At 75.7% G+C, this 13,653-nt stretch carries 7 protein-coding genes; 1 reads left to right on the top strand and 6 read right to left on the bottom strand.

Features of this window, described 5'->3' with window-relative positions; genetic code table 11:
* Window positions 1-156 precede the first annotated feature (156 nt).
* The 3 genes from ACFWJ4_RS06625 to ACFWJ4_RS06615 form a co-directional block, all read right to left on the bottom strand.
* Window positions 157-3,015, bottom strand: a complete 2,859-nt coding sequence (locus ACFWJ4_RS06625) for an ABC transporter permease (protein ID WP_380539970.1) — start codon at window positions 3,013-3,015, stop codon at window positions 157-159.
* On the bottom strand, window positions 3,012-3,776 hold the full coding sequence (locus ACFWJ4_RS06620) for an ABC transporter ATP-binding protein (protein ID WP_359903474.1): 765 nt from the start codon (window positions 3,774-3,776) through the stop codon (window positions 3,012-3,014). Before ACFWJ4_RS06620 ends, ACFWJ4_RS06625 begins: the two co-directional genes overlap by 4 nt.
* Window positions 3,777-3,847: 71 nt before the next feature.
* Window positions 3,848-4,474, bottom strand: a complete 627-nt coding sequence (locus ACFWJ4_RS06615) for a PadR family transcriptional regulator (protein ID WP_359903477.1) — start codon at window positions 4,472-4,474, stop codon at window positions 3,848-3,850.
* Window positions 4,475-4,553: 79 nt separating this feature from the next.
* Between ACFWJ4_RS06615 and ACFWJ4_RS06610 the strand changes: the two genes are divergently transcribed.
* Window positions 4,554-5,525, top strand: a complete 972-nt coding sequence (locus ACFWJ4_RS06610; RefSeq protein WP_380539967.1) for an endonuclease/exonuclease/phosphatase family protein — start codon at window positions 4,554-4,556, stop codon at window positions 5,523-5,525.
* A gap of 15 nt (window positions 5,526-5,540) precedes the next feature.
* On the opposite strand, the gene ACFWJ4_RS06605 is transcribed toward ACFWJ4_RS06610, so the two are convergent.
* The 3 genes from ACFWJ4_RS06605 to ACFWJ4_RS06595 form a co-directional block, all read right to left on the bottom strand.
* A complete protein-coding gene (locus ACFWJ4_RS06605; protein ID WP_380539964.1) occupies window positions 5,541-6,752 on the bottom strand; it encodes a PP2C family protein-serine/threonine phosphatase in 1,212 nt (403 codons plus the stop codon).
* 191 nt (window positions 6,753-6,943) lie between these two features.
* Window positions 6,944-10,210 (bottom strand): UvrD-helicase domain-containing protein, encoded by a 3,267-nt coding sequence (locus tag ACFWJ4_RS06600; RefSeq protein WP_380539961.1) that lies wholly within the window; start codon window positions 10,208-10,210, stop codon window positions 6,944-6,946.
* A 58-nt stretch (window positions 10,211-10,268) separates the two neighbouring features.
* The gene (locus tag ACFWJ4_RS06595; RefSeq protein ID WP_380539959.1) at window positions 10,269-13,589 is read right to left on the bottom strand and encodes an ATP-dependent helicase; all 3,321 of its coding nucleotides are present in this window, start codon (window positions 13,587-13,589) and stop codon (window positions 10,269-10,271) included.
* Window positions 13,590-13,653 lie beyond the last annotated feature (64 nt).

Raw genomic sequence — 13,653 nt, 5'->3', positions numbered from 1 at the left:
TGCGGGTGCCCGCCCCGGCCGTCCGGCTGCCGGGCGCCGTCGGGGCTGTAACCTCCGTCACCCCCGCCGCGACGAGGACGCGGACGGGGGTGACGGGGCGGGGCGAGCGGGCGCGGGGCCCCGGGGGCCGACGCGGGCCCCGGGGCGGCGCGGGCCTCAGCCCGAGCGGCGCAGCAGGGTGATCCGCGAGCGGGTCATCAGCGCCGCGAGCCCGGCCGCGAGCACCGGCAGCAGCAGCACGGTGGCGGCGATGGTGGGCCACGGGAAGACCAGGGCCGCCTTGCTGGCGATCTCCTCGGGGCTCATCCCGGGGTAGCTGCTCGCCGCGGCCTCGACCTTGCGCAGCGCCACTCCCGGCACCACGCCGCAGACCACGCCGAGCAGGGCGCCCATCGCGGCGATCACCCCGCACTGGAAGCCGGACAGCGAGCGCCGGATGCGGGGCTCGGCGCCGACCGCCGCGAGGGTGGTCAGGTCGCGCTGGGAGTCGGCGGCGGCCAGTCCGGTGGCGATGCCGGCCGCGCCGAGGGCGACGATGCCGGCGAAGACGTTCAGACCGAACTGGATCAGCCCGGCCGGGGACTCGTAGCCGCGCTCGATCTTGAGCACGTCGTGGTCGACGAGCTTGGCCAGCGCGCCGTCGGCCTTCTGCTGGGCGGTGTCCGAGGGCATGGCGCCGGGCAGCCAGACGGAGCCGGCCGGGGCGGTGGAGAAGCCGAGCCGGGTGGCGGTGTCCTGGGTGACCACGGCCTGGGCCGAGGCGGGCAGCGCGGACTCGGCGAGGACGGCGTCCACGGTGATCTCGGTGATGACGGGCTTGCTCGCGGGGCCGTTCCCGCTGCCGATCACCGGACTGCTGTACCGGAGGAACGCCTTGCCGTCCTTGAGGTAGCGGGCGTCGAAGACCACGGCCTTGCCGGCGGCGAGGGCCCGGCCCGGGGCCGGGTCGGTGACTCCGAAGAGGTTGTGCAGCAGGGTGGCGTCCCCGGCCGTGACCTGGCTGAACGGGTTGCCCCGGCGGTGGTCCGTCTGGCAGCGCTTGTCGGTGCTCATGACGTGCTCGCTCTCGGCCAGCGAGAGGGAGTCGCCCGAGTCCATGAGCGGGCAGCGGTCCTCCTTGGGCAGCTCGACGCTGACGTAGCCGCAGTAGCTGCCCTCGGAGCAGTCGACCTTCGGCTGGACGCGCCGGACGTCGGCGCGCGGGCCGAGGTCGGGGATGCTGCGTTCGACGGCCTCGCGCATCTGCGGCAGCAGCTTGGCGTCGGACAGCCAGCCGTTGCCGAGGATGACGGCCCCGGACGGACCGGAGGCGGTGTACTCCAGCCGGTACTGCTCCTCGAAGCTGGCGATGTAGACGCTGACGGCCACGGAGCCGGCGACGGCGGCCATCACGGCGGCCACCGCGGGCGCGGTGCGGCCGCGGTGGCGCACCGAGTCGCGCAGGGCGAGCCGGGGGCCGAGCGGGAGCCAGCGGCCGAGCCGGCCGAACAGGCCGACCAGGTAGGGCACGAGGGCGACCATGCCGAGCTCGGCGAGGGCCGAGCCGCCGAGGACGGCGAAGCTGCGGTTGCCGACGCCGCTGGTGGCACCGGCCAGGGCGAGGGCCGCGCCGCCGCCGAGTGTCAGCAGTCCCGCGACGGCGAGCCTGCGGCTCGGCGGCTTGAGGGTGTCGCGGCCGGTGAGCGCGGCGACGACGTCCTGCCGGGAGGCCTGGACGGCGGGCACGACGGCGGCCAGCAGGCCGGTGACGAGCCCGACCATGAGGACGCCGAGCAGGTCGAGCGGCGGCAGGGCGAAGTGGGCGAAGCGCTGGCCGGAGCGCTCCTCGGCGGCGGTGCGCAGCAGGGCGACCAGGCCGATGCCCAGGCCCAGGCCGATCACGGCGCCGGTGATGCCGAGGACGATGCCGCCGCCGAGCACGACCGCGCGGACGTTGGCGCGCTCACCGCCGGCGGCGGCGAGCAGCCCGAGCTGCCGCCGGGAGCGCCGGGCGCCGACGGCGAAGGCGGGGCCCGCGAGGAGGACGATCTCCAGCAGGGCCATGCCGACGACGGTGGCGAGGATGACGATGTCGGTCCGGTTGAAGTAGCTGGGGCCGCTGCCGTCATGCTTCTGGTCGACGAAGTACGGGACGTCGGCACGGGCCGGCGGGTCGGCCAGCACGGCGCGCGAGGTCACCTGGAAGCCGTACTCGTTGAACTCCTTGACCTTCTGCCAGTCGATCGAGGCCCCGGCCGGGAGCTTGACCAGCCAGCGGGTGGTCTCGCCGGGGTCCTCGGTCGAGGTGTCGGAGCCGCCCGACGGCTTGGGGAGGCGGTCGAGCACGGCGCCGGGGCGGGCGGTGAGCTCGGTGGCCCGCAGTTCGCCGGGGTACTCGTAGACGCCGGTGATGGTGAAGGGGCTGTTCTCCAGACCGCGGACGGCGGTCCTGTCACCGATCCTGAGCCCGGAGCGCTTGAGGAAGTCCCGGGTGACGGCGGCCTCGGTGTCGGCGGTGGGGGCCCGGCCCTGGAGGAGGTCGATCCGGCCCCGCCAGACCGGGTCGGTCAGGTCGGCCTCGCTGACCCGGGTGCTGATCAGGCCCTCGGAGCTGCTCGCGGCGGTGAACGGACCGGTGAGCTCGGGCACCAGGGTGGCGCCGGCCGGGAGCAGTTGGCGGGCCAGCTCGTCGGGTGCGGTGTCGAGGGAGCGCTGCTGCGCGGGGGTGTACGTGGGGGCTTCGCCGGCCTTGGCGTCGTCCTTGGGGCTCTGGATGGTGAGCCCCTTCTCGGGGTCGGGCGCCTGCTTCACGGAGGAGCCGCGTTCGACGATGTGCACTTCGCCGACCGCCTGGCCCATGACCCGCGTCGCGTGTTCGGCGGGGGTGAGCTCGGCGCTGCGGAAGACCACGTCGGCGCCGGTGACGCCGAGGACGGGCAGGGCGACCATGGCGATGACGAGGGCGCTGCGGCCCTTGGCGCGCAGGGCGTCGCGGCGGGCGATGCGCAGGGCCACCCGCCAGGCGCTGAGCTTCACTCGTCCACCTTCAGGCTGTTGGTGGCGGCGCTGACGAGCAGGCTGGCGGCGTCCTGGCTGACGGACTCGTCGACCATCCGGCCGTCGCGCAGGAAGACGACCCGGTCGGCCCAGGCGGCGTGCCGGGCCTCGTGGGTGACCATCATGGCGGCGGCGCCGGCGTCGCAGCGGGCGCGCAGGACGGCGAGGACGGCCTCGCCCGTGGTGGAGTCGAGGGCGCCGGTGGGTTCGTCGGCGAGGACCAGGCGGCGGTCGCCGATCAGGGCGCGGGCGATGGCGACGCGCTGCTGCTGACCGCCGGACATGTCGTCGGGGAAGCGGTCGGCGAGTTCGGGGATGCCGAGCTCCTCCAGGGCGGCGAGGGCCTCGCGGCGGGCGGCGCGGGTGGACAGCCCGTCGAGTTCGCGCGGCAGCGAGATGTTCTCGGCGGCGGTGAGCGCCGGTATCAGGTTGTAGTCCTGGAAGACGTAGCCGACGGAGCGGCGGCGGACCCGGGCGAGCTTCTTGCGGTCGAGCTCGCCCAGGGCGACGCCCTCGACCAGGACCCGGCCGCCGCTCGGGGTGTCCAGGCCGCCGGCCAGGGTGAGCAGGGTCGACTTGCCGGAGCCCGAGGGGCCCATGACGGCGACGAACTCGCCGGGGTGGACCTTGAGGTCGACGCCGCGCAGGGCCTGGACCTCGGCGGCGCCGTGGCCGTGGACGCGGGTGACGTTCTCCAGGTGGAGCACCGGCGTCTGCCGGGCCTCTTGGGTGTGGGACATGGATTCCCCCCTCGTACTGGGTGTGCGCTCGGCGTCGGGGCCGAGCATGGTGGTTCGGTTGCCGCGGGGGCTCAGGCGCGCAGGCGGCGCCCGCGCCTGGCGGGCGCGGCGCCGTCGCGGGCGGCCTCGGCGGTGCGGGTCTGCAGGAGTTCGGCCTGCTGGGCGAGCCGGGTCTCGCAGTGGTCGAGCCAGCGGATCTCGGCTTCGGTCTGGAAGATGAGCTGGTCGAGGACGAGCAGCCAGGCCAGGTCGTTGCTGGCGGAGGGCGTGGCGCCGGGGCGCTTCTCCCCCGCGAGGGCGCGGCCCTTGAGCCGGGTGTAGTCCTGGAGCGCCTTGATGCTGTGCCGGCGCTGGCCCTGGACGACGGCGGAGACGTCGACCCCGGGGACGGTCACCGCCATGGCGAGCTTGATCGCCAGTTCGTCGCGCGGGGGGTTGGTCCGGGGCACCGGGGTGTCGAACCAGGTCCGCAGCTCTTCCCGGCCGGCGTCGGTGGCGGCGTAGAACTGGTGGCCCTCGCCGTCCTCCCCCGCGGGCTCGACCAGCCCGTCGCGCTCCAGCCGCGACAGCGTGGTGTAGACCTGCCCGACGTTGAGCGGCCAGGTGGCGCCGGTGCGCGCCTCGAACTCGGTGCGCAGCTGGTAGCCGTAGCGAGGGCCCTGGTCGAGCAGGGCGAGCAGACCGTGACGGATGGACATACCGAGTATGTATACCCGGTATGCCCTACCGTCTCAAGCCGCGCCCACCCGGTCGGGGGAGCGGGTACCGTCGTGCGGTGTGAGCCACTTGCGCATCGCCACCTTCAACCTCCTGCACGGCCAGCCGCTCGCCCCGGACGGCGCACCGCGGCCCTACCCGTCCGACGCCGGCGAGCCGTTGGCCGAGGCGGTGGCCGCGCTGGACGCCGACGTGCTGGCGCTCCAGGAGGTCGACCGGTACCAGGCGCGCTCCGGCGGCACCGACCAGGCGGCAGTGGCCGCCGCGGCCATGGGCGCCAAGGACTGGCGCTTCGCCGCCGCCCTGCACGGCCGCCCGGCGCCGGTCGCGGGCTGGGTGCCGGAGCCGTCCGGGCCGGGCGGCCTGCGGGTGTACGGGCCCGGCGAGATGGGCGACGGCGCCCCGCCCTCGTACGGGACGGCGCTGCTGACGCGGCTCCCGGTGCGGCACTGGCGGGCCCGGCGGTTCGCCCCGGCGCCGTTCGGGCTGCCGCTGCGGGTGGCCGGGCGGCGCGGACTGACCCCGGTGCCGGACGAGCCGCGGGCGGCGCTGGCGGCCGTCCTGGAGGGCGACCGCGGGCCGTTCACCGTGGTGGCGGCGCACCTGTCCTTCGTCCCCGGCTGGAACATGGCGCAGCTGGCCGGCATCCGGCGCTGGATCGCCGACCTGCCGCAGCCGTACCTGGTCCTGGGTGACTTCAACCTGGTCGGGGCCGTGCCCCGCACGGTGCTCGGCGGGGCGACGGCGCTGGAGCGCACCGCGCCACGGGTGCGGGTGCGCGAGCTGCGGGCGGCCCGGCGGGCCCGGCCGGCCCTGACCGAGGCGCGCCGGCGCCGGGTGCGCGAGCCGCGCCCCCGCCTGCAGGGCTGGTACGACCTGGCGCGCACGCCGACCTACCCCTCGCACCGGCCCGCGGTGCAGTTCGACCACGTGCTGGGGATCGGTGTGCCGCGCACGGCGGTCGGGCCGGCGGCGGCGCCGCGCGCGACGGTGTCGGACCACCGCCCGCTGCTGGTCGAGGTGTCGCTGTAGGGCGGCCCCGGACGCCTACTGGCGCGCCAGGACCCCGACCTGCTGCGGGAGGTGGACGGTGGTGGCGGCCCGGGGCTCCCCCGGCCCGAGCGCGTGCGGGGGGTCGAACTGGAGCAGCAGCATGGCCGCGTCGTCGCCGAGCTGGCGCCCGACGTGGCGCACCACGTCCTCGTGCAGCCGCTGCAGGACGTCGGCCGGGCGGCCGGCCGCGCAGTGCGGGAAGCGTTCGGCGAGCGGGTAGAAGACGCCCGCGCGGTCACGGGCCTCGATCACCCCGTCGGTGAACAGCAGCACCCGGTCGTCGCCCTGGAGCAGCAGCCGGTGCACCGGCGGACGGACGTCGACCGGGTCGAGGACGCCCAGCGGCGGTACGGTCTCGGCGAGTTCGAGCGGCCGGACCTCCCCGCCGCGCAGCAGCAGCGGGGCGGGATGACCGCAGTTGACGATCTCCGCGGCGCCGTCGGGCCCGACGCCGATCAGCACCAGGGTGACGAACTCCTCCTCCACGCCCGGGTGGTCGTTCTCGTGCAGGGCGCGGTCGAGGCTGACGGCCAGCCAGCCGGCCACCCGGTCCAGGGCGGCCTCCTGGTGGGCGGCCTCGCGGAAGGCCCCGAGCACGGCGGCGGCCGTCTCCACCGCGCCGAGGCCCTTGCCGCGCACGTCCCCGACCACCGCCCGCACCCCGTGCCGGGTGTTGACCACCTCGTAGAGGTCGCCGCCGATCCGGGCGTGCGCGGCGGCGGCCTCGTAGTGGACGGCCGCCCGGACGGTGCCGACCCGCTCGGGGACGGGCCGCAGCAGCACCCGGCGGGCGATCGAGGCGACCAGCTGGGCGTCGGCCAGCGCCCGTTCCTGGCGCAGCCTCAGGGTGGCGCTGACCCAGCCGATCGCGGCGACGAGCAGGATCGCGAAGACGCTGGCGGCGTGCACGGACTCGCCGAGCGTGTCGCCGCGGAAGGCCATCAGGAAGGCCGCCGCCTCGGTGCCCAGACCGATGGCGAGCGGGTACCAGGTTCGGCGGCTGACCACGGCGGCCAGCGCGGGTACGGCGGTGAGGGCCGGTTCGACCGTCACCTCGGTGCCGCTGAGGTAGTCGAGGGCGACGATCAGCACCATGCCGAGGAACGGCAGCGCCAGCGCCGTCCTCGGCCAGGTGCCGGTCGCGCGCGGAGCGGGCCCCGGTGTCGGCCCGGTGAACCGCTCTCTGATCCATCCGGTCGCGCTCAACTTCGGTCTCTCCAGCAGAAGACGCCGATGCCCGAGGGCACCTGCGGTGATGACTGAGGGTCAGGGAATGCGGGCCTCGCTGGCGGCCGGAGTACGGGGGTTGACCGGTTACCGACCCCACAATAGGCGCGAAACGTGCATGACGCACAGGTTTCGGGCACTGGCATGACGACTTGGATGCTCTGCGTGACTCAATAGTCACTGTTCCCGATCAGGAGCCGTTCCAACTCTTTTCGGTCGGGAAGTCCTGCCGGACGGACGATCCGGCCACTGCGGACGTACAGGAACGACGCCGTGACCTGCTCGGGATCGACGCCCGCGTGCTCGGCCCAGGCCAGCCGGTAGACCGCGAGCTGCAACGGGTCGGCGGTCTCCTCCCGATGGGTTTTCCAGTCCACCACTTCGTAGCGTGACGCACCACCGGATTCCGACAACGCGTCATCCTCCCGGTAGACCGCGTCGATCCGTCCCCGCACCACCCGACCCGCCAGTACCAGCTGGAACGGCACCTCCACCCGGTGGGGCTTGCGCCGGGCGTACGGGGTGCGCAGGAACGCCTCCTTGAGCCGCTCCAGGTCCTGCTCGTCCTCGATGCCGTCGTCGTCGGCGCCGGGCAGCGCACCGGGCTCGACCAGCAGCAGCGGCTCGATCCGGGACTGCACCCAGGCGTGGAAGCGGGTGCCGCGCCGGGCCGCCGGCTGCGGGGGGCGCGGCATCGGACGGGCCAGTTCGTGCGCGAAGCCATCCGGGTCCGCGGCCAGCCGCAGCAGCTGGGTGGCGGACAGCGCGGCGGGCAGCGGCACGTCCCGCGCGGTGCGCCGGGACCGCTCCAACTCGCCCAGCAGCGCCGTCAGATCGCGGTCCCAGGAGGCGACCTGACGCTGGTCCTCGGGGGCCGTCTCCTCGGCTTCGGGGGCGGGCGCCCCCGCCACCCGGGCGCGCACCACCCCGGCGACCCGGCGGCGGGCGTGCTGGGCGGCCGGGTCCAGCGGCAGCGGCCAGGGGCGCTCGACGGGGGCGGCCAGCGCCGGGTTCTCGGCGCCCTTCTCCGGCTGCTCGGCCCAGTGCTCGACCTCACCCGCGCCGGGCCGCTCGCAGTGCTCGCGCAGCCGCTCCAGGAAGGCGGACGGGCCGCGGACGGTCTTCTGGCTCGGCCCCCACCAGTGCCCGGAGGCCAGCAGCAGCGACCTGGGCCGGGTGAACGCCACGTAGCCCAGGCGCAGTTCCTCGACGCCGGAGTGGTCGGCCAGCTCCTTCTTGAACGCCGCCATCGACTTCCCGTTCCACCCGCCGCGGACGTCGGGCAGAGTTTCGGCGTCGCCGCGCAGGGCGTGCGGGAGCACCCGCTTGGTGCTCGTCCAGCGTTCGCGCGGGCTCGACGAGGGGAACGCGCCCCGCACCAGACCGGGGACGGCCACCACGTCCCACTCCAGGCCCTTGGACTTGTGCGCGGTGAGCACCTTCACGGTGTCCTCGCCACCGGGCAGGCTGCTGTCCAGGCCGCGGTCGTACTCCTGGGCGGCGCGCAGGAAGCCCAGGAAGGCGGCCAGGCCCGGGTCGCCGTCGAGGTCGGCGAAGGAGGCGGCGACGTCCAGGAAGGCGTACAGGGTCTCCCGCCGCCGGGCGGCCAGGGCCTGCGGGGAGGCGGCGAGTTCGACCTCCAGACCGGTGACGGACAGCACCCGGTGCAGCACGTCCATCAGCGGGTCGGCGAGCGAGCGCCGCAGTTCGCGCAGCTCGACGGCGAGCCGGGCGAAACGCACCCGGGCCTCGGCGGAGAACGGCAGCTCGTCCAGCTTCCCCTCCTCACCGGCCGAGGGGTCCAGGAAGGTCTCCACCGCGTCGGCCAGCGAGACCACCTCGGTCGGATCGGCCTCGGCGACCGCCGCGGCCAGCGCCTCGACGCCCTCCGGCCGGTCGGTGCGCACCAGGTCGGCGGCCCGGCGGCCGAGCAGCGCGAGGTCGCGCGGGCCGATCCGCCAGCGCGGGCCGATCAGCAGGCGCACCAGCGCCGCGTTGGCGGTCGGGTCCTGCAGCACCTCGCAGACCGCCACCAGGTCGGCCACCTCGGGCAGCTGCAGCAGCCCGCCCAGGCCCACCACCTCGACCGGCACCTCCCGGGCGACCAGCGCGGCGTGGATGTCCGGGAAGGCCGCGCCGCCGCGGCACAGCACGGCGATCCGGCCGGGCGCGGTGCCGGTGCGCACCAGGTGCGCGATCGAGTCGGCCAGCCAGTCGACCTCCTCGGCGTGGGTCGGCAGCAGCGCCGCCCGCACGAAACCGTCCCGCTCGGCGCCGGGGGCCGGGCGCAGCGCCTCCACGCCCTCGTGCATCTCCCGCAGCGGGGCGGCGAGTTCGTTGGCGAAGGCGAGCAGCCGGCCGCCGCTGCGGCGGTTCTCGCTGAGCGCGTAGCGGGCGGCGGGGCGGCCGTCGGCCTTCGGGAAGTGCCGGGGGAACTCGTCGAGGTTGGCCACGGAGGCGCCGCGCCAGCCGTAGATCGCCTGACAGGGGTCGCCGACGGCGGTCACCGGGTGGCCGCTGCCGGTGCGGGCGCCGTCGGACGGGGCGCCGAACAGGCCCGCGAGCATCAGCCGCTGGGCGACCGAGGTGTCCTGGTACTCGTCCAGCAGCACCACCTTGAACTGGTCGCGCAGCAGCTCCCCGACCTCCGGGCGCTGCTGGGCCAGGCGGGCGGCGGCGGCGATCTGGTCGCCGAAGTCCATCAGCCCGGCGGAGCGCTTGCGGCGCCGGTAGTCCTCAACGAGGCGCAGCAGCTCCAGCCGGGCCCGGGCGGTGACCGGGACGGCCCGCAGGTCGTCGTTGGTCAGCTTGACGGTGGCGAGGGTGTCCAGCAGCCGCTCGTCGAACTCGCGCAGGGTCTGCGGCTCGACCAGGTGCTCGGCGAGTTCGCCGTCCAGCGCGGCCAGGTCGGCGACCAGGTTGGAGAAGGTGCCGGTGAGGGCGGGGAACGGGCCGCGGGCGGTGCGCAGCACCTTGGCGGCGAGCTGGAAGCGGGTGGCGTCGGCGAGCAGCCGGACGTCCGGCTCGATGCCGATCCGCAGGCCGTGCTCCTTGAGCAGGCGCCCGGCGAAGGCGTGGTAGGTGGAGATCTCCGGGTCGCCGAGCGGCTCGGCGGCGGCCCGGTCGGCCGCCCTCCCCCAGTCCTCGTCCGGGGGTGCCCCCTGCCCGCCGAGACGCAGGGAGGCCCGCACGCGCTCGGAGAGCTCGCCGGCGGCCTTGTTGGTGAAGGTGAGGCCGAGCACCTCCTCGGGCCGTACGGCACCGGAGCCGACCAGCCAGACCACGCGGGCGGCCATCACCGTGGTCTTGCCGGAGCCGGCGCCGGCCACGATCACGGCCGGTTCCAGGGGGGCGCCGATGGCCGCCATCTGCTCCCGGTTGAACGGGATCCCCAGCAGCTCCTTGAGCTGGTCGGGATGGCTGAGCACGGCGGTCACCCCGCAACCGTAACCGGAGCGACGGACAAACCCCGCCCGGCCGTTCCCCGCCCGCCCCCTACTCGACGAGTTGGGCGCCGTCGCGCTGGGCGGAGCAGCTGCGGCGGAAGGCGCAGCGGTCGCAGCCCGCGCCGGTCCGCGGGACGAAGCGCTCGGCGAGGACCTTCCCGGCCGCCTCGGCGAGCAGGTTCTCGATCCAGGGCTCGCCCTCCGGCGGCTCCTGCCGCTGCACCTTGGGGGCGTCCGAGGCGGCCTTGGCGGCGGGCTCGCGCAGGTGGACCAGTTCGGCGCCGCCGGTGTCCGGCGGGTGCCCGGTGAAGCCGGGCAACTCGTTCAGGGCGCCGGCCCGGACGGCGAGCTGGTAGACGGCGAGCTGCTTGTGCTCGGGCAGCGACTTGTCGGTGGGTATCTGCTTGCCGGTCTTGAAGTCGACCACGTAGGCGCGCCCGGCCGCGTCCTTCTCCACCCGGTCCATCGAGCCGCGGATGCGCACCGCGACGCCGCCGACGTCGAGGGTGACGTCGAAGCCGTGCTCGGTGGCGACGAGGTCCCGGCCGCGCTCCAGGACGTGCCAGTTGAGGAAGCGCTCCAGGGCGGCGCGGGCCTCGGTCTTCTCCTGCTGGGACTTCCAGGGCGCGTCGAAGGCCAGCGCGTCCCAGACGGTGTCCAGCCGCTCCATGAGCACGGCGAGGTCGGCGGGGGTGCGGCCGGAGCCGACCTCGTCGGCGAGGGCGTGCACCACGTTGCCGAAGCCCTGGGCGGCCGAGCCCGCGCCGCGGGCCTTGACCTCCTTGTCCAGGAACCACTGCAGGGAGCAGCTCTCCAGCTGTTCCAGCCCGCTGCCGGACAGCCGGACCGGCGCGTCGGCGCTGCGCAGCGGTTCGGGGGCGGTGGTGGGGTCGTCCAGGCCCCACCAGCGCTCGGGCTGGGCGGCGGGCACCAGCGGCAGCCCGTCCTCGTCGGTGGCGGCGGCCAGGGTGGCGAGCCGTTCGGCGGCGGCGCGGCGCAGTTCGGGCGAGCGGGCGGGGTCGACGGTGACGGCGCGCAGTTCGGCGACCAGTGCGGCGACGGACAGCGGGCGGCGCGGGCGGTGGGTGACGTCCTCGACGGTGACCGGCGGGGTGCGGCGGACCACCTTGCCGGTCCGGGGGTCGACGTCCTCGCGGTAGAGCTCGCGCAGGAAGCGGGACGGTTCGTCGCCGTCGTCGGCGGGGGCCTTGACGGCGGTGACGATCAGCCGCTCCTTGGCGCGGGTCGCGGCGACGTAGAAGAGCCGGCGCTCCTCGCCGAGCAGGGCGCCCGGGGAGAGCGGTTCGGCGAGGCCGTCGCGGCCGATCCGGTCGGCCTCCAGCAGGGAGCCGCGGCGGCGCAGGTCGGGCCAGAGGCCGTCCTGGACGCCGGCCACCACGACCAGGCGCCACTCCAGGCCCTTGGAGCGGTGGGCCGTCATCAGGCGCACCGCCTCGGGGCGCACCGCCCGGACGGTGAGGGTGTCGGCGGCGATGTCCTGGGCTTCGAGTTCGGCGAGCAGGTCCAGGGCGCTGCGGTGGCCGGTGACCTGCTCCTCGGCCCGGGCGGCGGTCTCGAACAGGGCGCACAGCGCGTCCAGGTCGCGGTCGGCGTTGCGGCCGGCCGCGCCGCCGCGCAGGGCGGCCCGTTCCAGCCGCTCGCGCCAGCGCCGGCTGCCGTCCCACAGCTCCCAGAGCGCCTCCTCGGCGGTGCAGCCGCCGGCCAGCTGTTCGCGGACCTTGCGCAGCAGGGTGCCGAGGTCGCGGGCGCGGCGGGCGTGCGCGGGGTCGAGGGCGACGAGGCGCTCGGGTTCGGCGAGGGCCTCGCGGATCAGTTCGGCGGCCGGGCGCGGGACGGCGGCGGGGCGGCCATCGGCGCGCAGCGCGGCGCGTTCCTCCTCGCGCAGGGCGCGGCCGAGCCGGCGCAGGTCGGAGCCGTCGAGGCCGCCGAGCGGGCCGGTGAGCAGGGCGTGCGCCACGTCGGTGGTGAGCGGGTCGGGGGCGTCCGGGTCGCCCTGCTTGTCCCGGGCGGCCTGCTCGGCGCAGGCCCGCAGGGCGAGCAGCAGCTGGGCGACGGCCGGCTCCTCGCGCAGCGGCAGGTCGTCGCCGTCGATCTCCAGCGGGACGCCGGCCGCGCCGAGCGCCCGCCGCACCCCGGGGATGGAGCGGGCGCCGGCCCGGACGAGCACGGCCATCTCGCCCCAGGGCACGCCGTCCTCCAGGTGGGCGCGGCGCAGCAGGTCGGCGATCGAGTCCAGCTCGGCGCCGGGGGTCGGGTAGGTGTAGACCTCGACCCTGCCGCCCTCGCGGGAGGGCAGCAGGGCGCGGTGCTGGGCGAGCTTGTCGGCGGGCAGCCGGCCCATCGGCATCCGGCGGGCGACTTCCCGGGAGGCGGCGAGCAGCACGGCGCCGGAGCGGCGGGAGACCCGCAGCACCTTGACCTCGGCGGGGCTGCCGTCGGCCCGCCGGAAGGCCTGCGGGAAGTCGAGGATGCCGTTGATGTCGGCGCCGCGGAAGGCGTAGATCGACTGGTCCGGGTCGCCGACCGCGACGAGGTCGCGGCCGCCACCGGCCAGCTGGCGCAGCAGCCGGACCTGGGAGGGGTCGGTGTCCTGGTACTCGTCGACGAAGACGACCTCGTAGCGCCGCCGCAGCTGCTCGCCGACCTCGGGGCGCTCGGCGAGCAGCACGGCGCGGTGGACGAGTTCGGCGTAGTCGAGGACGCCGCGCAGGTCGAGGACGTCGAGGTAGTCGGCCAGGAAGTGCGCGGCGGCGGCCCAGTCGGGGCGCTGGACGCCCTGCGCGAAGCGTTCCAGTTCGGCTTCGCCGAGGCCGAGTTCGCGGCTGCGGGCGAGGACGGCGCGGACCTCGTCGGCGAAGCCGCGGGTGGTCAGGCAGGCCCGCAGGTCCAGCGGCCACTCGATGCGGGTGCTGCCGTGCTTGGCGTCCTCGGCGCCGCCGGCCAGCAGCTCGCGGACCATGACGTCCTGCTCGGGGCCGGAGAGCAGCCGCAGCGGCTCGGCGTAGTCCGCCGGGTCCTGGTGGGCGCGCAGCAGGGCGTAGCAGAAGGAGTGGAAGGTGGTGGCCTGCGGGGCGGCGGCCGAGCCGCCGAGCCGGCCGGACATCCGGTCGCGCAGTTCGGTGGCGGCCTTGCGGCCGAAGGTGAGGACGAGGATCCGCTCGGGGTCGGTGCCGTCCTCGATCCGCCGGGCGACCGCCTCGACCAGGGTGGTGGTCTTTCCCGTGCCCGGTCCGGCCAGCACCAGCAGCGGCCCGCCGGTGTGCTCGACCACGGCGCGCTGGTAGGCGTCCAGCACGGGTGGGTCGGGCTGGACGAGCGGGCTGCGCACGAGCCGGTAGGGGGAGCTCACGAACTGGTCCTGGGGGTCGAACGGTGGGGCACGGCGGAGGCGGACCCGTCGGGCCCGCCCGTAC

This window comes from Kitasatospora sp. NPDC127067 (assembly GCF_042724755.1).
GTDB lineage: Bacteria > Actinomycetota > Actinomycetes > Streptomycetales > Streptomycetaceae > Kitasatospora > Kitasatospora lactacystinica.
Note: the sequence above shows the minus strand (reverse complement) of the source record. Positions and strands in the feature narration are given on the sequence as shown.